Here is a 22,701-nt window from a genome sequence, read left to right as displayed (position 1 = left end):
GCATGAGGTTAAGCTTAAGGCTCTACTAAATGAATTTAGTAGTTTGGGTAATGAGTTCTTATTTCTTAATAAAGATTTTGCGAATAACGTCTATCTACCCATCTATAATGAAATAAAATCTATTAGTAGTGTCGGATGGACTGATTCAACCCTAATGACCCCTTCTCTATCTGGAGATGGACAAAAAGATAACTTAGTTCAAAACTATTATAGAGTGTTAAATAATTTTTATAATAATGCTGGTGTACTTGAAGAGATGGATAAAAGAACAGGCCAATATACTTCTAAGTTTTTAAATTATAATGATTTTTATAAATTAATGAATGATTGTTATGAGGAGATAAATAAAATTATAAAAAAACGAATGAGGGCTTAAGTCTTTATTAGAAAAATATTGAACTTTTATACACACTAAATTTTTTAAAACAAATAAGGGTGTTTTTATGTGCTCAAACTATGAACCAATTGCAAAAGATAGAATTCACTTGCTGGATCTGTTTGAGCCAACATTTGAATATAAATCTCATATCTATCCTAACTATGAAGCTCCCCTTCTATTCTCTAAAAATGAACAAATGGAATGGCGATTAGCTAGATTTGGCCTAGTAGCCCCTTGGGTTAAAGATCTTAAAAAGGTCCATAATACTTACAATGCAAGAACTGAGACTGTTCACGAAAAGCCCAGCTTCAAAAATGCTTGGAAGAAAAACCAATTCTGTTTAATACCTGCCGATGTAATTTTTGAACCGAAGTATATTAATAACAAGCCAGAATGGTGGGGAATTTATCGCAAGGATGAAATGCCTTTTACCATTGCCGGCATTTATGAATATGCAGTAGTGAACGGCGAAGAAATCAGATCTATGAGCATGCTCACAATTAATTCTGATCACCATCCTTTCATGAAGCAATTTCATGCGCCAACCGATGAGAAGCGCTCTATTATTGTTATTTCACCAGAACTAAGAGATGACTGGCTGCATTGTAAACATGAAGAAGCTAAGGAGTTTTTCTTAGATATGCCATTAGATGAGTTCGTAGCACAACCTAAATCAGAATTGAAGAAATTCCGACCAAATGCACAATAATGTGCGACAAGTTACGACTAGTCATTATTTATCCACAACTTTTTAAATTTGAAATTTAACTAAGCTCTAGCATATCATCTTGAATATGTTACAAATTCAAGTTAAGGGGTATTTTATGAGCGAAATTGCACCATCCATTATCCAGATAAAACCGTACCTCACACAAGGCGCTGTTTTATCTGAAGCCTTGTTAATCAAGCAAGTTGTACCATCAACACACCTGCTTGTCCCTTACGCTCTTGAAAAAATTTCCGCTGGCTTCCCCTCTCCTGCACAAGACTATATTGACAAAGCGCTCGATATGAACGAGCACTTAATAAAAAATGAAACTGCGACTTTCATTGTCAAAGTCGCTTCGCTCTCTATGCTTAATGCAGGTATTGATATTGATGACGAACTAATTGTCGATCGTAGCTTAGATGCAAAACACGGCGATATTGTAGTCGCACTAATCGATAATGATTTTACTGTTAAGAGGTTAATGATCGATGAAAAAGGCCAATGGCTAAAAGCAGAAAATCCAGAATATAAAAATATCTATTTGCAGGAAGGACAAGAACTAATTATCTGGGGCGTTGTCACCTGCATTATTAAAATGATTAGAAACTCATGAAACATGAGAACAAAGTCTTTTTCTTGATTGACGTCAATAACATGTACGTTTCATGTGAGAGAGTCTTTGACCCAAGTTTAAATAACAAACCTGTGATTGTTCTGAGCAACAATGATGGTTGTGCCGTTGCTCGCAGCAATGAGTCAAAAGCGTTAGGCATTAAAATGGGCGTCCCCCTATTCCAGATCAAAGATATTGTTCAGCAACATAATGTCTTAGTGCTATCAAGCAACTATGCAATGTATGCAGAAATGTCGAGACGTTTTCATACGATCCTTGCTTCTTATGTTACAGATCAAGAAGTTGAACCGTACTCAATCGATGAATGCTTTGTTGATTTCACAGCTTATGAAAAGAACTTTGATTTAGAAAAAGTCGGGCAGCAAATGCGCCAGCAAATATGGAAATGGCTGGGCCTTCCTGTATGTGTTGGTATCGGTAGAAGTAAAACTGAATCAAAGATAGCTAACCATATAGCTAAAAAGAATGCGGGATTTAACAGTGTTTGCGATCTCGTAAATATGGATCCGTGCAATAAAGAATATTACTTCTCACTTATCGATGTTTCAGAAGTTTGGGGAGTTGGCCGTAAGCATGCAAAAAAATTGCAAGGTATGGGCATCAACACTGTTTTAGATCTTGCATGTGCAGAACCACGTGAAATGCAAAAGAAATTTTCTATTGTCATGGCTCGTACTATCTATGAATTGCAAGGCATGTCATGCATTGAGATTGAACATACTCCCCCATCAAAAAAGCAGATCGTTGCTTCTAGGTCTTTCGGTGGTCGTGTAACTGAACTAACGGATCTAAAAGAAGCTATTTCGATGTATGCGCAAGATGCATGTAAAAGGCTACGTGATGAAGAGCTTTTATGCGGATGTATGATTGCTTTTGTACAGTCAAATCCATTTGATCCAAATGTACCTTTTTATAATAAGTCGATTACTGGTTCATTTTCTGAACCCACAGATTGCGCTATTGATTTTGTTAAAGCAGCAACAAGAATGTTGAATGAAATCTATAAAGAAGGGATTAAATATAAGAAGTGCGGTGTTGTGCTAACTGGTCTTGAGCCAAAATCTGGTCATACTTATGACCTTTTAACCGACTTTGAGCACATAGAGAAAAAGGAATGTTTGATGAAAGCTATGGATGGTATTCATAGTAAGTTTGGAAAGAAGAAAATAGGAGTCGGACCATGTTTTGTTCCTGATCGGAACTGGTCGATGAGTAGAGATAAATTGAGTAGGAATCCATTCAGATGGGAGGAATTGTTGACTATTAAGTAATAAGTATAGTAATTAATCTTTTAGATAAATTAAATTTATGAAAATATTTAAGGTAAATTATATGTATAAATATACTTCAAAGTATGTAGCTGATCTTCTTTTTCAAAAAAATATTATTCGAATTGGTACTTTAAAGGGCTTCAGAGAGATGGAAGAAAAACAAGGTATATCTGATCCCTTAGAAGGATCTTATAGGGACATATTTCAAACATCAAATGTTAATGAAAAAAATTATTTTAGTAATCCAAGATTAAGAGAGAATATCAAGCATGCTATTTCAATTGGTCCAAATAGTTCAAATATTCATATTGGCAGCGTAGAAATTAGAACTCATCGACAATCACCCAACTATCTAATTTATTGTATTGCACATACAAAGTCAAAAGACCTATTAGATGAGTTTGAGGGAGCAGAAATATGTTATCAAATTAATAAGCCTGATACTTTTTATCAATTAATTACTTGGGCTTTAGAAAAGAAATTGAATTGTGAAGTTGAGTTTTTAGGGGTGCACGAGGTTTCATATGATGAATATGAACGAAAACGCTCTGATGAAAATTCACTACCAATTCCTCCTGCTTTGACAAAAACTAGTCATTTTTCTCGTCAATGTGAGTTAAGAGCAATTTGGAAGGCTCCAGAAGAGTTTATAAATGATCCATTTTATGATCTAAATATTATAGGACTAAAAAAAACATGTAGCATAGCTGATTTATAAAAAATCTTAAAAATTTAAAAGATCACAATATTTATAAAAAAATCAGCCCTCATTAGAGGGCTTTCACACAAATACCTACATTAACATTGCTATTGATCGTATGCGCTGAGCATCCTGATAATAGGATACATAACATCAAAAACTTAAACATCGATCGGAACCATGTCGACCGTTTGACCAGCCAATTCGTGATGACAGTCAGATAAAAATTGAATCTTCCCGTCAGTCAAAAACAGATGGCATCAGCTTGCTGGATAATGGTCATTAACAAGTAAAGAAGGTTTAAACGTTGGTTTTTCAACGTCTCCGTTAAAAGTCCAGATGCTGCCATTATGATGTGCACCCTCTTTAACATTAAAAGGATGTAAATACTTACAACCAGGGCACTTAAACATATAGATACCGCTGCTCCAGTACTCAAGATAAGGAGTAAGCTCAGTTACTGTTTCTGCTTGAGTCATTTAGATCACCACTCGATTGCTGATCCAACCATAGAAAAATTGTTCCTGGCTTGGATTGCGTTCGCAGATTTCAATGTAACGTTGGCCTTGCATGATATTAAGAACTCGCACTAATACTTTTTCACCTTCTTTCCCGCGCTTGGCCATAAAAGTTTTTAGTGCATTCAGAGTTGCTGGACCATAAATCCCGTCCACTGATAAATCTGGCCACCCTGCTTTACCATTGTTATTTAATAGATTCAAAGCACGTTGTAAAAGTGGCTTTGCAAATCCAGTGCCGCAATTCACACCAGTATCTAGAAGTTCTTCAGCTACTGCAGAAGAAACGATATTCACTTGGTCAAATCGCGGAGCTGTCCAGTACTGCTTTTTATAAATGGCTTGGGCCACATCAAGCGGTAAATCTTTCATGTTGCCCTTAAAGCCGTTTGTACGTGCTACTGCTTCAGTAATACCGAATTTTGTTGCACCTCCTCGATCCGCTGGATTATTTACATACCCGCCTTCGCGTTTAATCAGATCTTCAAGATATTGATCAATATTCATTTCAGTTTCCTTTAGATGTAAAAAACCGCCTTTCGGCGGCATTAACTGTTTTCGATATCTCTTTTGGCTTTCTTAACTTCTTTAATTACTTCGACAATCGTCTTACCTTCTTGTTTATCAATGAAGTTGAAGATCCATCTGACTAAAGCCCAACCGGGTAAACCACAAACAAAGAAAAATCCACCTAATGCAGTCATGCCCCATATATCTGTAACCCACTCATGAAGCCCCCACTTCACAATAATGAATGAACCACCTGCCAAACTCGATACAACCGTACAAATCATCCCAACAGCCCACTCTCTCGGTGAACGTGGCATGCGTGTCATCATCACAACCATTGCAACCAGTGCGATTGCAAGCGTAATCATAATTGCAGCACCGTAAAATTTTAAAAGTGCTGTAAAACCGCTAGTGGAAACTGGTTCCATTTATTTCTCCAGAAAATTTAGGTAATAAAAAAGCCCTAACTTATTAAAGCTAGAGCTTTCAATGATGTATGAGGGGAGCCCCCTAAACTGTATTCTTGTACTCTCTACTAAACACTGAATTAAAGTATCGTCTAAACTCATCTTCAGCTAACTTTCTTGAATTACCTAGATCAGCTTCATAAACAAAATATTCAATTAGATATTTAATTTTTCCAACATAAATATAGTCTTGAACACGTACATACCCATCATCGGTCCGGTATGTATTTTCATTTAGCTGAATCAAAGCACATGAACGAGTACCACCATAAAGTTTAAATAATATTTGCATAATCAATACCTATACTATTTTTAAGAAAACACGGCCACTTGGTGTAATAGTTTTACTAGTGCTTGATGGGTTAAATATCCACACATCAAATGTACCTGTTGCTGTAACTTCAGCAAAAATCTGACATCCTAGTAGCGGAATATCTGCTGTAACTTGCAATTTATCTGATGTAAGTAATCCTGAAATAGTACCTCCATCAATTACCTTTACCTGAGAATTTGCAGGTACTGTTACTACATTTAAAATTAAGCTAGTCGGTCTGGATTCAATTTTTTCAAGAACTGCCGTACCTCCATAAACACCCGCTGTCACAACACGAAGCCTGTTTGTGGCACCAGCCCCAACACCAGCAAGATTAATGTAGTCATTTGACTTGACATTAAGTCCGATTACAGCAATAGGAGTTGAGTAAAATTCTCGAAACATACCATTAGTTTTCTTTGTGACCCCACCTTGTATCGCAGATGAAACCGAACCAGAGGCGACACTATAACTATCTAGAGAGATAGGATCATTCACATCATTTGTGTTACTGATTAAAAAAGTTTGAGTATAGAGAGGATCATTTACATGTATCTCACCTATACTAAAATCTCGACCTAAAGCCCCATTTGCGGTATCTGCAATGCAATAAGCGTTACCATGCTCTTCAATAACAATCTTATCCACTCTACAGTTGATAGAGAGTTTATTTGTTACTCCGGTCCGGTAGGCATTGTTTGTTGAAGTTATGCCAAAACGTCGTAACACTAATTTTTTTATCAGGACATTTTTTGGCAAAACTGATGCTGTAGTACCAGAACCTTCAATAACAAGAGGATTTAACTTTGAATCAGTGACAATCAATTCATCAATAGTGATATCGTGACCAAGATTTTTAGCAGATAAGCCTGAGTAGAATTTTGTAGCTTTTGCAACGCCAATGTTCAACCGTCCCTTTCCTGTCCTTCCGCCTATAGCTAGATTTGATGAAACATTCCTTGTGTAATCACCTGTAACGTCCATGTAATCAATATCTAATTCAATCTGAGCAAGATAGTCCTCATAAATAGGTGGTATAGGAACATTTGTAGTATCGTCATTTGCACCATACAAAGCCCATGGGATTAAATCCACTCCGTATGCGAATGTTTTTCCCTCCACTGTTCCAATTTTAAGTCTTCGCATTTTATGGGCTTTTTCTTCACTAGAAGCATATGCAAAGCCTAAATCACCAGGCGTAATAACAATGAGCCCCTTATCAGTTTGAGAGCTATCGAGAAGATTCCCATTTACTTTTTTAATTTCAATATCATACCCTGCGGAAATACATACAATTGCACTTACATCATTAGTGTCACAAGTTAAATTCCCAGTCACAATTTCATCAATAATACAGTCATGTGGATGAGTTGTTGGACTGTAGTTTGCAACATGTCGGTATGTACCATTGTCATTGTAATGCTGAGTGAAATTCCCCCAGTGGGCCATGAATACGCGAGCGATAGCATCAGTGTCATCACATACTATTCGCTTTCCTCGAACTAAGCTTGCACCACCTGCCATAGCCAATCCGGTGATATTTTTATGTCCACCTTTAAATCTTAATGTTTCAAAATAAAATCCACGGACTTGAGGAGTAATATTATTAAAACTATCTAAACGTACATGGCATTTTTCCCCCCATGGATTTGTAGTAGGAATCCCCATATCAATCGTTAAATCTCCAGTTAATTTGACGTTTGATCTCGGCGCAAGTCCAGATGCTGTTTTACTTGCTAAAGCATCACCAACTTGCTCGATTGTTGTAAAACAACTCAACCAAGTAAGATTTTCTGGCAAAACAAACTCTTGAGATAGTTTATAAGTCTTATTCTTTGTAACTAACGTAGCGTTATTAAATGCTGCAAATTCTGCTGCCGCAACAATGTCATCATTAAAATGTTCAGGAAATACAAACATTGTTTTAAGGCGAAGATTAATCATTGCCTGATTTTCAAGACCGTCCTGTACTAATAGCGCAGTCCATCCATTCGCTCCAGCTCCAGCAGCTGCAGCGGCTTCAATAGCATCATTAAATGCAGAAGTCCGCTCATCAATCTTTTGGTCGAGAAATGTGAGAGTTTCTAAAGCTTCTTCAATAGTGATTTGACCATCAGCTGCAACTTTCTCTAATTGGGCCAATACTTCATCAATTGTTGTTCCATCAACTTTTAACTCAAGAAGAGAAAGCACTTTGCGTAAAATAGCTAGAATATCTGCTGAATTATTAACATTCGCTAATACCGCATTCCAGTTTGTTGCCATATCAAAATCTCCACGCAACAAAAAACCGCCGGAAGGCGGTTAGTAAAATGTTTGTCAAAAAGTTAGTAAAAGACGACTACCGTACAAATCTGGGGAGTATAAGGACCTTGAGTGTTATCACCACCATAGGCCCCCATTAAACGGAACTTTGTTTTTGTTCGAACAAAGTCAGCACGTTCCTGCAGACTTACTGCATCGGTATTATTGCTAGAACCGGTACAAAGTAATCCAAAGTCTGTATCTGGAGCAGCCGAGGAAAGGGTAAATTCAATTTGACCTCCCCCAACATTTGAAACGGAGGAAAAACCAGAGTTCTTGACGATTTGATAAGATGAGCCATTTAACCGAATTACAGCAATTGCCTTAATCCCTAGAGCAGCCTCGAAAGTAGTTTCAATACTAATATCTTGTGAACCATCAAATGTTTGACTTCCTTTAACTACTCCAGTAAAAGTAATTTTTCTAGCGGTTTTTAATTTCTCTGCAGAAACTGCACTAGCCTCCGCATCAAGCTTTCCATCAATAATTTCATTGATCTTTTTGGTTATTGAATTAAATAACCAGTTAAACCATTGTCTTGCAGGTTTCTTGTTTGATGGGAAGCCATCCAACAATGTCAATTCATCAATATTTTTTGGCCCATTGAGGCTAAATTCTTCTAACTTATCCATCTATTAATTCATCCAAAAATATTAACTCAACTCCGCTTGGTAAGGGAAACAACAAGCGAACCAGCTCTTTATCGATAGGTTGAAATTCAGCAAGAAATTCAAAGGTAACGGTCATATCCCTGTTGTCCTTTAATTTGAAAGGAACATCAGTTAATAACTTGCAAATTTCAAATGCGTCATCAAGGGTGCAATCACAATTGTTAAGTAGGATCTTAGCTTTGACTACATTGGGAAGCTTTTCAGGTGATATCGTCTCTCCCCTGAAGCTATTCATCCCTGATTCACGCCAGTACCCGCCAATCTCAGGGTTATCAGTCTCCCCAAAAGTTAATGACTCTGGTTGGTCTGAAAACCCAAAGAAAGGCAGCGGTACCGTATTGGGTACTACTGTAGGTGCACCTACCCACTCGGCCAATATTGTTAACTGGTCACCAGATGCAGAATCTAAATCAAATTTTTCATGCAGTGTTTTAAGCACATTCATACAGTCAAGTATTGGCTCAATTGACACTTGAACTGTGCTCTTAAACTTGGGTTTGGTTCTGTGTTGATTGATTATTAAATTTAGGTAATCCTCTGTCTGCATCAAGCACCTCCGGTTACACTAATTTCAATATCATCAGAATCACAAAATGCGACTTCATTGAATGCCAACGTGTAATCACCTATTTTTGGCGATCCATTAATAATTAGTTGAATGCTGTCTAACTCATATGTTCTTGCTTCTAAAGCACCATACAAACCCGCTGGCACATAAAGCTTATTAAGACTTATACGATCACCAATATCGAGTTGGTTTACATAGTCAGCAATTGCATATTTGACCTGTTCACCAATATCAACTGTGTAATCTGTTGTTGTTCTTAAATTTAACTTTAGTCCCACAACAACTTGATTTGGACGCCAATATTGAATTTCTACAGGATCACCGTAAACGGTCGGGCGAACCACAGTTGTATTTCCGTACAGATCACAACCGGGTGCCTTCTTTACTCGAATCGTCTCAGCAATCAATTGATCATCTCCACCCGCTACGACAACGGCCAAAGAGTTTGGCGGCAAGCCTAGCGGATCATTAAATGATTTTTGATTTTCATAAACCTTACAACGGCTCACACCATCAAGACTAAATAGAGCACCTAAAATCCCCTCTGTATATGAACGCGAAGGAATGGCCGTTGATAATGCTTGGCGTTGACGTAATTTAGTATTGCTTTCGACCGGAGCACCTAAAGTGGAAGCCTGAGGATTGTTTACGGATTGCCAACCACGTGTAGGTGTTGAAATAGTAGTAACAGCATTGGGCAGCGCTAGAATTGCTCCAGCTTTTTCAGCTATAGCAGATACAATAATTTCCCCTTCAGTTGGGATAATAATCTGTGCCGGCAATAACCAACGATTATTATTTTTGTCGCTCACAATACCGTTATTAATGATTGTCCCAGCAACACCAACCAACACCACCGAAACACTTGATTGTGTGGCCACAGCACGGCGAATACCGTTAATCTTTACATTACGTGATAGCGCATCAGTATCGGCAGTACTTGGTGACATAGAGTTATAAGCATTTATAACTTCAGCATTACAGTCAGCAATTGCACGTGCAATAACTCCAATCCACTGACCGTCTTGACTATCGTTTTCCAAGTAAACATCGTGGCCGTAAATTCCTCGGTACTTATCCTTTAGATACTCGACAATTTCACTATAAGTTGCAGCTGTAGCACCATACTGATTAATTACAGGGGCTATGCTAGTTAATGCCATCTTTAAATCTCCCCTTGTAAATTTGCCGAACCGTAGATCGTTGTAATGGTTGATTGAATCGATAGCTTTCGTGTTTCACCATCAAATTGACTATCAAAAGAATCGACTCTTAAAACACCCTGAGTACTTAAAATTCGCTGTCGAATCATGAGTTCAAACAAATGGTCGGTGAATTTCCCTAAAACATCAGTGGTCCATCCTGTGCCGTCTGAAGTATCAGCAAACCATTCACCTACCCAAAATTTAAGGCGGGTCATTACCGCCTGCGCTACACCCTCAGGTGTATTTATATGGAAATTGTTTTGACCTTGGCCAAAGCTATAATCCCCATCATCATCTAGCTTTCTATAGCGCATAAAAAAAGCCGCCTTTCAGCGACCCCTCATTTATTTATGGTTTTGGTGGACCAGATTCACCATTACCCGGTTGTACTTTCGTATGGCCATGGCTAGAGCCAACATCAATATCGTTATTTTTTAACGCCCCTAAGACACCTAATCCTTCTTTCATTTCAACTGGGCAATTAAAAGATGCCTTGGTACCGAAAAACTCTAATTCACCTGCATCATTTATCCGGATCTTGGCATTACCTGCATCATTTCTTAATTCAACCGCATCAGTGGCCACACTATTTAAACGTTTAGGCTGTGATTGCGGCGCAAATGTAGCGAAGCCATCAGATAGATCATGCTTGCGGTTTTCAAACGGTGGTTGGATCTCACCACTCTGCCACCATAAATCAATGCATCGAGATGAAAAATGCACTAAACACTCATCCCCCTGCTTAACTGGAAATGTTAAAGCAAAGCCTCCAGCCTTAGGCCAGCATACTGGAACATCAGGCAATGGTTTAATTGTTACCATCTCAATAGATCCATCTTCTTGCATTACAGGAATTTGAATGGCTGGTGTAACAGTCACTGTTTGCTTATCTGGATCATAAGAATCAACAATACAAGGTAAATTGGTCCAGACTACGGCCAAGGCTGATTTAATCGCGTCATTAATGATATTCAGTAAATGAGGCGATCTTTCGTTATTACTTAAAGCCATATTCAATCCACCGCCAAAATAGTGATACCAGATTTAGGAACTACAGCACCCTGACCAACTGCAACAAGACTTGTATACCAATCATCGCCGCGTGTATCTCCGTAATGCTCTACCGCTTTAATGATGTAAATGCCATTAATGCCACCAGCTGTTTTAAGGTCCTTTTGTGCCTGGTCTTGCCCTTGAGTTTGGTAATCGATATCAAAAGCCTGTGTTTGGATGCTTGTCGTATCAACATGAATTCGCCCACCACGGCGCAATTGTGGATTGAGCAAGCAATTCACCATTAGCCCCTCTGTTGTGAGTTGAGGCATGCCAATCATGCCCGAGCTGGCATCCATTTCAAAAACTGAGTCAAGTAAAAAGCTACTGATACCAACCATGTACAGGTACTCATCATCAATAAAGTATTCTGTGTTGGTATCTTTGCAAAACTGTCTGATCTGCTCGTCTAATGAACCGAACATTACTTTGCCGCGAACATATTTTTGATCACTCAGCTGCGGCAGTTCGCCTGTTTCCACTCCATTCGCTTGATACTCTTTTGCGAGCTCATTCTTGACTTGATCGACTGAGGTACCAGCTGCAATGGTTTTATTAACCAACGCATAGTTTTTAGCTTTATCACCAGACTGAGCCAGAATGCATAAAAAGGTATCTGTCGGGCTTTCTCGTCCACGGCGATATTGGAATGTTGAACCTTTGAAAATTGTGGCCAACTCTTCACCGTAACCAGCCTCGAAAGTGACCATCGCTCCCACGTTGGAATTATCCTCGCCAGCAAGTCGATTCATTGTATCGACTGATAAGTTATAGATATAAAACTCCGCTGCTTTGGGTGTTTCAGCTGTAGGTTGATTAATACGAAATACAATCCGCATTTCTGATAAATCTAATGCCTCTGGCTCCCCATATTTAAGCTGGACGGTTAGCCGGCAATTTCGCTTCCATTGTTCAGTCATTTAAGGATCCTGCCAAAAAAGCTTTATGTGGGTGCCTAAATCACTAAATGATTGGCTCTCATCTTCATTGAGGTTTTGAACGTACATAGAACCGCTAATTACATGGCTAAAAGGGCTCAAAATATCGATACCTGAGACTAACGGAATACCTAACGCAACAGGCTCAGAATTAGTTTGAAAAATATCTAGGTACCATCGTTTTCGATAAACAAGTTTGAGCTGGTAATTCACCTTGTTCAGTTTGATAAAAAACTTTTGGTTGCGATCGAGCAAAGGGATTTCATACAAAGCCATGTTAAAAACCCCATTCGTATGCGCCGCCAGCTTGACCTAAGCCAGTTACTGAACTAATTAGCGATTTATCAACCTCTTTAGGTTGCTTAGTGCCTGTATCCACAACATCTGAGGTAACTTCTGGATTCTTCTGTTCAGCAATTGAAACGAGTGTTTCTTTGGTTGAAACAATAAAAACTTTTTTAAAAACAATATCGATCATTAAAGCGTTTTCGGAAGTTTCATCAGTGACGTTCTTTAATGATTTAATGAGCATGTCTGTATAAAGGCGTTTTCCCGTAGAGATAACAAGCCGCTGACCTTGTAAAGCTTGTAGTCCTTGGTAAATCCCCAATAGAGACAAATCAGAGCCGATAAACGTATTACCAATAAGTCCATTCATTTTGCCAGCACTTTCAGACCAGCCAATCTTCATTGTTACTTCTGGCGGAGCTTTATAGCAGTGGTCAGAAATCGGTGAACCCTTTTCTACTGGATGCTCGGTAATAACAAGCTCATCAGAAAGATTTTCCTCAATCACCACATCAGCAAATAAACCCATTATCGAACGATGGCCACCAAGTAAGAGGGAGCCAACTGTTTCAGTGATAGCCATGCTTTTCTCCAGGCATAAAAAAACCACTTGTGAAAGTGGTTTTTTTAAAAATTATTAACTTATTTTCAGTGGAAGCGCGATTTCCAGTGATGCTTTATGCAATCTTTCCAATTCCTCAGTCCATAACTCTTCATGAATTAATCTATTTTTAATTTCTAGATATTCATCCATAGAATGAATAGTTGCAGAAACTGTTGCAGAATAAGGTTTTGATGATTGAGCCATCAATAAAATATTTTTGAATCTTCTCCTTTTATGATGATCAAGTCTTTCTAACTCAAGAAAGTCCTTATATATTTCTTTTAAGCTTTTAATAGCTATGGATGTAATTCTAAATCTTTTTACTAAAAGATCATCTTCATTTAAATCAATTATATTTTCTGTATCTTCACCTAATACAGTACTGCCTAAAATTAAAAATTTATCTAAAAATAGTTCAGTTCTAGGATCATTTACATAGGGGTTAATAATCAATTTATCTTTCGCACTTTTTGTACCATTACATCTTTTACATGAAGGCAATAAATTATCCCAATCCACTACAAGTTCTGGTGATGCTTTTTTATGCTTAAAGTGCTCAACTTCCATATAAATGCCAGGATCAGTAACTACAGTTTCACAATATGCACATTTTCCATTAGAACTTTCAGATAATGGAGCTTTAATTTTTGCATGATTCCATACTGATTCTTCAGTTTCAGAATATTTAGTTGTTAGTTCTGCAACTTTATCATCAGAAAGATAATCAGGTTTTGCACCTTTTATTAATTTAATCATGGATTACTCTCCAAGACTAAGAAGTTGTATTTTGTAAATTTCAATTAATTCATTTTCTGGGTGGAGCATTTTTTTAAGTTTATTAAAAGCTATTTGTGCAACTTCATAATTATTCTTTTTATATGCATTAATAAAGGATTCACGGGTTTCGATATATTCTGGAGTTTTTAACGAACCCATTCCCATTACATATTTTAAAACCTCTTCAACGGTCCAGCCTAGATATCCATATTCTTGATTTTCTAAATTCCTTTTATGCACATCATCGCCTAGTCTTTCTAATGCAATAACTTCACCTTTTAGGGCAGTTTGGATAACATGAGGGCTATGAGTGGTTAATATGAATTGGGCATTTTTGAATACATCTTTTAAGATTCTACTTACCTGTTCTTGCCATTCAGGATGTAAATGAAGCTCAATTTCATCGATTAAGACAATACCGTCAAACTCTTCTGCTCGAATCCGATTATCACGAAATCTAAATTCAATTTCTCTAATGATTCCAAATAATATTGATATTATTGATTTGAATCCTGAGGATAAGTACTCATAGATAATATCTCCACTTGGCGTATTAACAATAATATCAAGACTATCGGGATCAACTGTTTTGAAAGAAAATTCCTTATTTAATTTTGAGAAACAACTTTTGGCAAGTTCAAAATTATGTATTTGCTCAGGTTTTAAGGAATTTGGAACATTTGCAAATACAAACTTATTTATAAACCATGATTTAGTTGAGGTATGATGAATACCAAGCATAGAAAGCTCTGCGGAACGACTGATATCTACAATATCATCCTTAGCAATGGCACCTAGATTTTCATAATAAAAAGTTCTATTCGTTTTTAAATGAATAATTTTATTTGAAAGATCTGAACGACTATTAAAGCGACATTGTTCTAATGGATTGTATACATCGATATTTAGAGTATCAGAGATATCTTCAATGTCCTCAAATTGAAGTGTATATTTTATTGATCCAGTTTCCGAATTAACATTTTTTTTTAATAGTTGTGAATATCCATGAGTAAATATATGGGCGATACTATCTATGATTGTAGTTTTTCCAATACCATTTGGACCGCAAATGATATTCATTTTTGGATCAAAATTATCTAAAGTTAATCTTGGAATTCCCCCAATATTTACTATTTCAAGCTCTTTAATTCTCATGAGTTTAATACCTATTTAAATAACTTCTTGATTTTAACGCGTTCTATAGCAAGTATCCATCTTGCCACTCACTTGCTTATAACAAAGCCAAGCATCTTCTTTATACTCTTTAAGTTCATTCTTAGTCTTTTTATCACGATAGTACTCTTTAGCTTCCATTAGCTCATCTGAGTCACTACCCATGGATATAGATCTATCTTCACTATCAGGATTCATTGTTGACTCTTCAATTAAGTATTCTTTCTCACCAATTGTAAGAAGCGTATACATTCCACCCGCACCGCCACCAGAGGAAACAATACATCCTTTAGTAATATTCTTCCCATCCACTACAAAGCACTTTCCAATACGGTCAGGATTTTCATGTGCAAATGCTGCGGCTGAAATTAGAAGAGAACTTAGTAAACAAGTAATAGTTTTCATGGAAAATAATCCGTTTCTTATTTAAGATTAATTAATTTTTAAAAATCAGATTATATCCATGAAAAGATTACTTTTAATAACTTTAACTACATTTTTTAGTATGAGTACTTTTGCTGATTGCTCTAAAACTAAAACTTCATTTGAAGCACAGAAGTGTTTAAACCAAGAAGTTAAAGCTTTAAAAACACAACTTAACGCAACCTATAAAAAAGCATATGAGACAACCTCAGCAAAAGAAGAGTTAGATAATGCCCAAAAACAATGGTTAAGTTTCAAAGAAAAACAATGCGGTGATTTTGTTGTTGCGGATACACAAGGAAGCCCAGCAACTGTTGAATATGATTTAACTTGCCAATCTATTCTTTATAAACAACGCATCTCATTTTTAAAGGAATTATTTAACCAATAAGCCCTTTAGCATTTCTAGCCATCTGAACCATTGTATTTTCATTGTTACGTTTAACCAAACTAGCTGTCTCCTTAGGATTATTCGCCTCATTAATCACCATGTCAGTTTTATGAGTTTGGTAAATAGTAATATTCTTTGAGCTAGAATTAGCCGAATTCAACTGATCCTTATAAGGATTACTTGAATTTGGCACAGCAATATTTTTAATGCTGAGATTTGAAAAATTATTAGCTCCCAAAGCACTATTCACACCTAAAGAAATGGCAAAAGGTTTAGGCATTTTATGCTTATCAGCAGTAGGTGTCCCATGCACATGTACAGCTTTACCTGATCCAAAAACTTGTCCCGTTTCTATTGCCTGTTTCTGCACCTCTCTAACCCATTTCTTAGTTGAACTACTCGCCTCACTTAAATAATAAGGATTAGCATAAGAGACATTTTCACCAACTATAGACTCTTGCCCAGCTGCTCGTTTGGCAACATATTCACGAACAAACTTTTCCATACGCTTAGACACTCTTGACATTGGAACTTTATCGACACTTCCATATGCACTTTTTCTAGGTGCATTAATGTCTGAAAATGCCCAGCGTTGATTAACAACACCTTTAACGCCTTCCCCATACTTTCCAGAAGCCACTCGATTCAAAATTGTATCAACTACTCCAGCAGCTTGATTCTCAAAGTCCTTACCTTTCAAAGAACCTACTACTTCAGTAGACGCAACTTTCATAATATCTACAATATCCTGTTCGGAAAGTTGCAAAACTCTTCCACTTTTTGCAGTAGAAACTGAGCTCTTAATATTACTTATTGTTGTCTGAGTTGCATTAACCACAGCAGCTGCACCAGTTTTAGCAGCTTCAGTTACTGCTGCAACAGTTTCTTTTGCTGTACCTGCTGGATCATCAATTGCCTTAGTGACAAACTCTACAGTTTTATCTTTTAGGTTTTTGATTAACTCAGCCAATTCCTTAATGCGGGCAATCGCCGTTTCAATTCCACCTTCCCATTTAGACCAATCGATAAGGCTTTCACCACCATTTTTCCAAGTTTGGTAGTCATCCCACAATGCAGCAATAGCAGCGGCAAGCGCTAATACAATACCGATAGGTGAAGCCAAGAAAGCTAAACGTAACGACTTGATCAGGAAAAGTAGACCTTTCAACATTGGCAGTACTGAGGCCAATTTAGCAATTGTTCCAATAAACCCACCAAAGATGACGGCGAGCAAAGCAAACTTTAACCCTGTGGCCAGAATTGCTTTAAACCGTGGATCTAGTTCAGCGAACCAAGCTATAGCACTTCGCAAAAAGTTATTGATCATCTTCAGGATTGGTATAAGTGCCTGCCCCGCGGTCATTACAACAACTTCAGTGATGGCCTTAGTTGTCATCGTAATATCACGGAACTGGACCATGAACTCTGTACCAGATTTAGTTAGCTCATCAGTTAAACCAACGTCCTGCCGTAATTTCTGGTATTTCTCCATGTTGCTGATGAACTTATCATCACGCATGGCCATAAGTGTATTTTCATCAATACCTAGTGAACTTGCGTAAGCATTTGCTTGGTAGTAATCCATGCCTTTCATAGTCTTTGAAAGGTCTTTCATTACTTCCACACGGTCACGTAATTGGCCGTTACCATCACGGGTAGCAACCCCCATGCCTGTTAGCATGCCTTCATAACCGGGTGAATTACGCATTTTCTGCGAAACATTCTCAAGCGACTGTAATGCATTTTGAGCATTACCACCCATTTGTGAGATTGCATCACCGTAGGCTCTAATATTTGATGCAGATGCGCCAATACGTTGAGATGAGTAATACAGCTTATCGAGTTCGCTTGCTGTCTTTGCTACTGCCACAACTGCACCTGTTGCCAAAAGCAAAAGTGTTTTATGTAGTAATGTAGCTTTTAGCTCCACCCCTTTGAGGGCATCGCCCATTTTTCTAGCGCCTTCATTATCCGTAGAAAAACCCAAGGACACTAAGAAATCACGAATAACTGTATCGCTCATGTTTATCTCAACCTTTCTTTTGATCGTTAAATCTTTCAAGTAAAAGCTGGTTATCTGCCTGCACATCTAATGCATCGTTCATCAATGCAATATCAGCTAGATCTACAGTTCCATCTTTTAAAGACTCAAAACGACAAAGACCACGAATCACCGGCCGTAAAAGCCAATCTTCGTGGTCTGGTAAATGCATAAATTTTATGTGGGTTGTTTCTTGCTCAATGCCTGAGTAAGCAACCCTTGAATAAAATTTCCCAAGTTAATACGAATCACTGCAATTGTTAGCGGGAGGATGTGTTCGATACCTAAGTTATCGAACATCAAAGCATCTTTAACTACTAATCGTGCACCATCGCGTGTAACGACAGATAAGCACTTTTTCATAACGTAGTTAGCATCTTCTTCGGGCATCTTCGCGAATGCATCGATAAAAGGCTGAATTGCTTCACCAAAACTATTTAGATCAAAATTCTCTAAAGCGCTTAAATCTGGATTATCCGGATCATCACCAAACTTATCTAAGAGATCCATTACATTGCTTTTCAGAATCTCAGTCATGAAAGGAACAATCGTAGGAATAACCGGTGCAATTTTTCGCGATACGTGAAATTGATCAAAAGCATCTAAGCGACCAATTTCGTAATTATGATTACCAATTTGCATTAGTCATAAGCTCCTAACTTTTGATCGATCTTGATTGCATCAAAAGCCCACTCGTTAAATTCTCCGACTGTCTTATAAGCTAGATCAGCATGTTTCTTAAAAGCACATTTCGTGGCGGTCGCATTGTCACCAGATCCGGTATGGTTCAGTGTGATAGTGTTCTTACCCCACTTTTTCGTGCTTGAGCGTTGAATGTGGTAAAGATTGGAGAGCTTGGCATTAACTGGCGATGTTTTTAATAATCGTACAGTCACAGTGCCAGACTTATTGGCACTTAATGAATGCATCCCTTCACCATCAGCGCCAATAGTCATGGTGTTAGCATCGCCAGCCATCGCAATGGTAATACCTTCATCTGCAACGCCCGCACCGTAACCTAGGTCGATTACCCCATCGTCACTGGCAAGCGTGCATTGAGTATCCATAAATGAATATGTAGACATATTTTCTTGTCCTTATTAGCGGTTAACTGAGACAAGCACATCAGAGAAATGTGTTGCACCAGCCAATTTGATTGCGATTTGGAAAACTGGAGATTTACGCGCCTCACGTTCAGATTGAGCTTGATCATCTAAACTATTGGCAAAGACGTAATATCCTTTTGGAAGATAGTCACCAGTTTCTAAGGCCCCAAAAGAATCACCATTCCACTGACCGGGGCCAATAAGCCCGTTCGTTACTGCTTGCTCTAATGCTCGCTCAAGCACCGTACATTGACGATTTACGCCACTCTCTAGCTGTGGAACTTTGGTTGGTGTAGTGTAAAAAAGATTCCACAGTGCCGTTTCTAAATGGTTTTGCAACCAATCAAGACCATGACGCTCATCAATGAATGAGCCATCACACATAACGCCTTCTTGTAAAATAGCCGTGTCATTGTTGTATCCAGCAAATACATTGCAGTTTTTTGCATTCAAGGCTTTCGCTTGTGAGACTTGCAAGTCTTCAGCTTCTACACCCGGAAGTTGTTTAAACTTCAATGTAATGGTGGTGTTTGTGCCATTAAAGTTGACGCTAAAAGCTCGTCCAAATACCGAAGCGGCTGCATGTGGGGTATCACCAGAAAAGATAGTAAATACTCGGCCATTGTTGGCTTTGCTTAGTTTATAAGCCAGATCAGTTGTGCTGGTACCATCCAAAGCTAATGCGTTTGTAATTGTCTGGCCATAAATACGTGGTGGATTTGCAGCAAGAATAAAATCTCCTACTGCCTCAACATCAGCGTCCGAGATTGGCTCAGCGATATCTAATCCATACCATTTAAGGGATTTGTCAGCTAAATACGTAATCGCATCCATTAAAGGTTCTGCAGCATAACCATTCACTGGTACCGATGCATGACCAACTGTTAAGCCCATCAATGACGAAACATCTGTGCCAGTTGCATTGGCAATAGCGTAAGAAATCGTTGATGTGGTACCAGTGGTTAATGATGTAATTTCAAAGCGATTGTATACATCGTTCCAAGTTACTGAAGCGGTACCGAGCTTTGTGGTTAATGCTGAAGCTACACCATTTAAATTAGTCACGGCTGATAGATTCAATGCAGTGACAATTTTTTCAACACCATCAATGGTGATTTTCATCGAACCATCAGAAATAGCTGTGAAGTTTGCAATATCTCGCTGGGCTGAGGATAGAACAGCACCTTTTAAAACGGCCGAACTTGCAGCCTTAACCCAACGGCCAATATATAAAACTCGAGGTTTAGGCACTTGCCCAAAGTACTTTTGTGCCGCTTTGTATTCTGGTGCATCAGTTCCAAAATCTAATGCTACTGGCGTTGGATCTGAATATTCACGTATACGCTCAACTGGATCTACTACGCCATCGGTAGCCCCCAATACAAGCAAAGAGCCAAAGCTACGCGGCCCCGCTGCTAAAGCCGCCAAACTAATGGAGACATTAACAACATCAGAGGTGGACAATGTCATGGTTACTCCTAAGTCTGGGTATTAATCCCAGAGGTGTCTAAAAGAGGAAGAATTGGATATGTCCTAGCTGTCTTACGTCTAAAATTAGCTACGACATCAAAACGGTGGACATACTGTTCATTGATAAGATCAGGCGCGGTTGTAACCCGCCCAATTCCGATATATTTGATTTGATGCTCTTTAAGCTGCGATATGTTTTGTGGAATGGCACAACCATCGATAAATAACTTTGCAAAGTGCTGGCCGTTGTTCCCATAAAAAGAAAGGAAAACCTCAAAATCTTCGTGACGGACAGATTTAAGATTTTCCTGATTTTGGGAGAAGTAAGGCCCATCGTCAGACAGTTGGTTTTGAACTCCGAACGCTACCCAATCAGTACCGACCTCTGGTATAGAGGGCGGGATGATTTGAAAGCGAGGGCGAACATATTCACCAGCGATACCCGTAATCGAATGGATAAACTCTTGCAAAATATCTTCTAAAGTCTGGTCATTAGGCACAGTTCCACCATCAGGTGATAAATAACCACCTGTTGCGGATGTATTCATGATTTAGCCTGTGACTGGTTTCAGGATACAGATAGCTTTAATAAAGCCGTTCCCATACTGCGTATTAGATAAAACTTGATGAACAATATAGTTTTTACCTTGCCATGTAATCTCATCCGCTTGATGATCTTGATCACCCGGAATAAGTACAAATTGAGTATGAATATTGATTGCTCCCTTAATAATGGTACCGTCTGGCTTTCGATCTAACTGAAAACCATTATTGGTTGTTACCACAGCATTAAAGGTGTGATTGGTGATAGTTGTTTGAGCACGACCATTGCTACCCACAATTACAGCTGTTCGCTTACAAATCAGACCACTGGACATAAAATCAGGATCCTGAAGCACATCCGATACATCTAGAAATGGCATCTATTCCCCCTTTTTTCGGATTACGTAAGTAATTGAATTACGTAATTGACCAGTATCAATCAATGGTTTTGTTCTGGTTTTACCAGCCCGGAGACGTGCATTAATGGTAGCTTGAGACAAAGGGGTGAAAGCCGCAGTCGTTATATAGTGCCGAACACTGTTTTGGGCAGTCATGCCCGCTATGTGTAAGAATCTATTAACTCCAGCCAAATTACCTTTCAAGCCCTCATCAGCAGCTTTGGTTAATTGCTTTGCCGTTAGATCGTTTACTGCCTCTACACCCGGTACAAGAAAAGGACGGGCAGGCAAATTCATTGCTGGTGATCCACTTTCATGTAAATACCCAAGCTGCGCATTAGTCATATCTGCATCAGATCTAGTTTCACCGTGTGGAATACCGATTAACACTTCATGTTGGGTTAGAACCTGAATAGCCTCAAATATGCCTGCTAATCCTTCCCCTGTAACTTTTACACTCAAAGCTGAAACCCTCCAGCGCCAACTATCTGGATCAACATAAAGAACTGAATGCCGTAGCTTGTCTGGTTCCAATATCCTGCATCAGTATAAAGAATCCCTGAAACATCCATTGATTTAGAAACACCATCAACCGCCTTGGCCGTTTCATTTCCTACAACCTTACCAGCAGCACCAACCGTAGCTAATGCAGCGTTACGGGCAAATAAAGCCAAATAGTGAGCAATAAAAAAACTCAAGCCTTCATCGTAGAAATTAACCCAACGATCTTCAGGCAAGAGCTTTTTACCCAAGTTCAAATAAAAGTTGAACTGGCTAGACGGATACCGTGCAGTATCCGCAAACTCAGGCATGTTCTGCCGAAAGGTTGATTCATCTAACATGGTTACTTAGCCTTTGCTGCTGGTTCTTTAGCTTTCTCGTCCGGTGAAGACTGTTCTTGCTGAGCTTTAGCCAAAAGGACGTTAAGATCATTAATCTCCTTATCCTTTTCCTTGATCTCACCAGCATGTTTATCAATTTGCTCTGTGGCTTTATCAAGTTGAATTTGCATTGCTGCAATTTCGTCATCCTTTTCCTTGATCAAGCCTTCAAGCTCATTGGTGTATGCCGCATTTGAAGGAATTTCCTGAGCGTGGGCTTTTACAAACCAATGATCAGCAATTGCTTGATCAACTTCTTGCAAACCAGCTTCTAGCTTCAGAGTTTGTGGATTACCGTTTTCATCTTTACCTAGATTCACGGTCAATTGTTTTGAAAGCAGAATTTGTACTTTTTTACTCATTGTC

The 22,701-nt window shown here is 38.4% G+C and carries 30 protein-coding genes and 1 pseudogene; 6 read left to right on the top strand and 25 right to left on the bottom strand.

All coding sequences use genetic code 11. From position 1 onward, the window contains the following. The 5 genes from ACXM0J_RS14160 to ACXM0J_RS14140 all read left to right on the top strand — a co-directional run. Positions 1–376: hypothetical protein (locus ACXM0J_RS14160; protein ID WP_479750610.1), on the top strand; the 376-nt coding region annotated here is incomplete at its 5' end. A gap of 67 nt (positions 377–443) precedes the next feature. Then, positions 444–1,088: an SOS response-associated peptidase gene (locus ACXM0J_RS14155; protein ID WP_086264485.1), complete on the top strand. Its 645-nt coding sequence runs from the start codon at positions 444–446 to the stop codon at positions 1,086–1,088. A 115-nt stretch (positions 1,089–1,203) separates the two neighbouring features. Continuing rightward, on the top strand, positions 1,204–1,701 hold the full coding sequence (locus ACXM0J_RS14150) for a LexA family protein (RefSeq protein ID WP_086264484.1): 498 nt from the start codon (positions 1,204–1,206) through the stop codon (positions 1,699–1,701). Then, positions 1,698–2,993, top strand: a complete 1,296-nt coding sequence (locus tag ACXM0J_RS14145; protein ID WP_086264483.1) for a Y-family DNA polymerase — start codon at positions 1,698–1,700, stop codon at positions 2,991–2,993. The genes ACXM0J_RS14150 and ACXM0J_RS14145 overlap by 4 nt, the downstream gene beginning before the upstream one ends. A 61-nt stretch (positions 2,994–3,054) precedes the next feature. After that, positions 3,055–3,711: a hypothetical protein gene (locus ACXM0J_RS14140; RefSeq protein WP_139841458.1), complete on the top strand. Its 657-nt coding sequence runs from the start codon at positions 3,055–3,057 to the stop codon at positions 3,709–3,711. Positions 3,712–3,854: 143 nt separating this feature from the next. Here the strand turns inward: ACXM0J_RS14140 and ACXM0J_RS14135 are convergent. From ACXM0J_RS14135 to ACXM0J_RS14065, 15 genes and pseudogenes are all read right to left on the bottom strand, one after another. Then, a pseudogene (locus tag ACXM0J_RS14135) lies at positions 3,855–4,172 on the bottom strand (ubiquitination-like system serine protease family protein). Then, positions 4,173–4,718, bottom strand: a complete 546-nt coding sequence (locus ACXM0J_RS14130) for a glycoside hydrolase family 108 protein (protein WP_086264500.1) — start codon at positions 4,716–4,718, stop codon at positions 4,173–4,175. Positions 4,719–4,759: 41 nt separating this feature from the next. Further along, the gene (locus tag ACXM0J_RS14125) at positions 4,760–5,149 is read right to left on the bottom strand and encodes a hypothetical protein (protein WP_000433895.1); all 390 of its coding nucleotides are present in this window, start codon (positions 5,147–5,149) and stop codon (positions 4,760–4,762) included. 340 nt (positions 5,150–5,489) lie between these two features. Next, positions 5,490–7,766: a phage tail protein gene (locus ACXM0J_RS14120; RefSeq protein ID WP_235823107.1), complete on the bottom strand. Its 2,277-nt coding sequence runs from the start codon at positions 7,764–7,766 to the stop codon at positions 5,490–5,492. Between the two features lie 62 nt (positions 7,767–7,828). Continuing rightward, positions 7,829–8,437 carry a hypothetical protein gene (locus tag ACXM0J_RS14115; protein ID WP_086264480.1) on the bottom strand — a complete coding sequence of 203 codons (609 nt, stop codon included), beginning with the start codon at positions 8,435–8,437 and terminating at the stop codon, positions 7,829–7,831. Next, positions 8,430–9,023: a baseplate wedge 1 family protein gene (locus ACXM0J_RS14110; protein ID WP_086264479.1), complete on the bottom strand. Its 594-nt coding sequence runs from the start codon at positions 9,021–9,023 to the stop codon at positions 8,430–8,432. The genes ACXM0J_RS14115 and ACXM0J_RS14110 overlap by 8 nt, the downstream gene beginning before the upstream one ends. Next, complete coding sequence (locus ACXM0J_RS14105) at positions 9,023–10,207, bottom strand: baseplate J/gp47 family protein (RefSeq protein ID WP_086264478.1); 1,185 nt, start codon at positions 10,205–10,207, stop codon at positions 9,023–9,025. Before ACXM0J_RS14105 ends, ACXM0J_RS14110 begins: the two co-directional genes overlap by 1 nt. A gap of 2 nt (positions 10,208–10,209) precedes the next feature. Beyond that, complete coding sequence (locus tag ACXM0J_RS14100; protein ID WP_086264477.1) at positions 10,210–10,563, bottom strand: contractile injection system sheath initiator; 354 nt, start codon at positions 10,561–10,563, stop codon at positions 10,210–10,212. Positions 10,564–10,597: 34 nt separating this feature from the next. Beyond that, entirely contained in the window at positions 10,598–11,260 is a 663-nt protein-coding gene (locus tag ACXM0J_RS14095; RefSeq protein ID WP_086264476.1) for a Gp138 family membrane-puncturing spike protein, read from the bottom strand. A 2-nt stretch (positions 11,261–11,262) separates the two neighbouring features. After that, the gene (locus ACXM0J_RS14090; RefSeq protein ID WP_086264475.1) at positions 11,263–12,222 is read right to left on the bottom strand and encodes a phage protein; all 960 of its coding nucleotides are present in this window, start codon (positions 12,220–12,222) and stop codon (positions 11,263–11,265) included. Continuing rightward, positions 12,223–12,516, bottom strand: coding sequence for a phage baseplate plug family protein (locus ACXM0J_RS14085; protein WP_086264474.1), 294 nt, complete (start codon positions 12,514–12,516; stop codon positions 12,223–12,225). Position 12,517: 1 nt separating this feature from the next. Next, a complete protein-coding gene (locus tag ACXM0J_RS14080) occupies positions 12,518–13,111 on the bottom strand; it encodes a phage baseplate protein (RefSeq protein ID WP_086264473.1) in 594 nt (197 codons plus the stop codon). Positions 13,112–13,165: 54 nt separating this feature from the next. Further along, complete coding sequence (locus tag ACXM0J_RS14075; RefSeq protein ID WP_086264472.1) at positions 13,166–13,888, bottom strand: HNH endonuclease; 723 nt, start codon at positions 13,886–13,888, stop codon at positions 13,166–13,168. 3 nt (positions 13,889–13,891) lie between these two features. Then, positions 13,892–15,064: an AAA family ATPase gene (locus ACXM0J_RS14070; RefSeq protein WP_086264471.1), complete on the bottom strand. Its 1,173-nt coding sequence runs from the start codon at positions 15,062–15,064 to the stop codon at positions 13,892–13,894. A gap of 33 nt (positions 15,065–15,097) precedes the next feature. Beyond that, positions 15,098–15,487 (bottom strand): hypothetical protein, encoded by a 390-nt coding sequence (locus ACXM0J_RS14065; RefSeq protein WP_086264470.1) that lies wholly within the window; start codon positions 15,485–15,487, stop codon positions 15,098–15,100. Positions 15,488–15,545: 58 nt separating this feature from the next. Between ACXM0J_RS14065 and ACXM0J_RS14060 the strand changes: the two genes are divergently transcribed. Then, a complete protein-coding gene (locus tag ACXM0J_RS14060) occupies positions 15,546–15,896 on the top strand; it encodes a lysozyme inhibitor LprI family protein (RefSeq protein ID WP_086264469.1) in 351 nt (116 codons plus the stop codon). Here ACXM0J_RS14060 and ACXM0J_RS14055 read toward each other — a convergent pair. The 10 genes from ACXM0J_RS14055 to ACXM0J_RS14010 are packed head-to-tail and all read right to left on the bottom strand — an operon-like array spanning position 15,886 to position 22,697. Then, positions 15,886–17,919 (bottom strand): cell wall hydrolase, encoded by a 2,034-nt coding sequence (locus tag ACXM0J_RS14055; RefSeq protein WP_086264468.1) that lies wholly within the window; start codon positions 17,917–17,919, stop codon positions 15,886–15,888. The two genes, ACXM0J_RS14060 and ACXM0J_RS14055, sit on opposite strands and share 11 nt — an antisense overlap. A 7-nt stretch (positions 17,920–17,926) precedes the next feature. After that, on the bottom strand, positions 17,927–18,109 hold the full coding sequence (locus ACXM0J_RS14050) for a DUF6889 family protein (RefSeq protein ID WP_016802831.1): 183 nt from the start codon (positions 18,107–18,109) through the stop codon (positions 17,927–17,929). A gap of 5 nt (positions 18,110–18,114) precedes the next feature. Beyond that, the gene (locus ACXM0J_RS14045; RefSeq protein WP_068523664.1) at positions 18,115–18,579 is read right to left on the bottom strand and encodes a phage tail assembly chaperone; all 465 of its coding nucleotides are present in this window, start codon (positions 18,577–18,579) and stop codon (positions 18,115–18,117) included. Then, positions 18,579–19,022 carry a phage structural protein gene (locus ACXM0J_RS14040; RefSeq protein ID WP_086264467.1) on the bottom strand — a complete coding sequence of 148 codons (444 nt, stop codon included), beginning with the start codon at positions 19,020–19,022 and terminating at the stop codon, positions 18,579–18,581. The genes ACXM0J_RS14045 and ACXM0J_RS14040 overlap by 1 nt, the downstream gene beginning before the upstream one ends. A gap of 15 nt (positions 19,023–19,037) precedes the next feature. Next, positions 19,038–20,513 (bottom strand): DUF3383 domain-containing protein, encoded by a 1,476-nt coding sequence (locus ACXM0J_RS14035; protein ID WP_086264466.1) that lies wholly within the window; start codon positions 20,511–20,513, stop codon positions 19,038–19,040. 8 nt (positions 20,514–20,521) lie between these two features. Continuing rightward, a complete protein-coding gene (locus ACXM0J_RS14030; protein WP_086264465.1) occupies positions 20,522–21,061 on the bottom strand; it encodes a phage neck terminator protein in 540 nt (179 codons plus the stop codon). A 3-nt stretch (positions 21,062–21,064) separates the two neighbouring features. Continuing rightward, positions 21,065–21,436 (bottom strand): hypothetical protein, encoded by a 372-nt coding sequence (locus ACXM0J_RS14025; protein WP_033848441.1) that lies wholly within the window; start codon positions 21,434–21,436, stop codon positions 21,065–21,067. Next, the gene (locus ACXM0J_RS14020; RefSeq protein ID WP_086264464.1) at positions 21,437–21,916 is read right to left on the bottom strand and encodes a phage virion morphogenesis protein; all 480 of its coding nucleotides are present in this window, start codon (positions 21,914–21,916) and stop codon (positions 21,437–21,439) included. After that, a complete protein-coding gene (locus ACXM0J_RS14015; protein WP_086264463.1) occupies positions 21,913–22,296 on the bottom strand; it encodes a DUF4054 domain-containing protein in 384 nt (127 codons plus the stop codon). The genes ACXM0J_RS14020 and ACXM0J_RS14015 overlap by 4 nt, the downstream gene beginning before the upstream one ends. A gap of 2 nt (positions 22,297–22,298) precedes the next feature. Continuing rightward, a complete protein-coding gene (locus ACXM0J_RS14010; RefSeq protein ID WP_086264462.1) occupies positions 22,299–22,697 on the bottom strand; it encodes an STY1053 family phage-associated protein in 399 nt (132 codons plus the stop codon). Positions 22,698–22,701: the final 4 nt, after the last annotated feature.

This window comes from Acinetobacter sp. GRABPA_MV_2 (assembly GCF_056725885.1).
This window is presented reverse-complemented; position numbering and strand designations above follow the sequence as displayed.